Source organism: Blastomonas ursincola (assembly GCF_013607875.1).
In the GTDB taxonomy this organism is placed as follows: Bacteria; Pseudomonadota; Alphaproteobacteria; order Sphingomonadales; family Sphingomonadaceae; genus Blastomonas; species Blastomonas ursincola.
In genome coordinates, this window is sequence record NZ_VDES01000012.1 from 1 (window position 1) to 437 (window position 437).

Consider the following 437-nt stretch of genomic DNA (forward strand, 5'->3'; position numbering starts at 1 on the left):
CGCTTTCTTCCCGCGACCAAGGCCATCCCCAAGGAGATGCTGCCGATCGTCGACCGCCCGCTGATCCAGTATGCGGTGGACGAGGCGCGCGAGGCCGGGATCGAGCAGATGATCTTCGTCACCGGCCGCGGGAAGAGCGCGATCGAGGACCATTTCGATATCGCGTTCGAGCTGGAAAAAACGATGAGCGAGCGCGGCAAGTCGCTCGCGGTGCTCGAGCCCACCAGGCTGGGCCCCGGCAATTGCGCCTATGTGCGCCAGCAGGAGCCGCTGGGCCTGGGCCATGCGATCTGGTGCGCGCGCGATATCGTCGGTGACGAACCGTTCGCGATCTTCCTGCCCGACGAATTCATGGTCGGATCGCCCGGCTGCATGAAGCAGATGGTCGAGGCCTATAACCGGCTGGGCGGCAATCTGATCAGCGTGCTCGAGGTACC

1 protein-coding gene is annotated in these 437 nt (G+C 64.5%); it reads left to right on the forward strand.

The annotated features are described in order from the left end of the window. A partial coding sequence (locus FG486_RS18035) for a UTP--glucose-1-phosphate uridylyltransferase (RefSeq protein WP_277817014.1) occupies positions 1-437 on the forward strand: 437 nt, incomplete at both ends.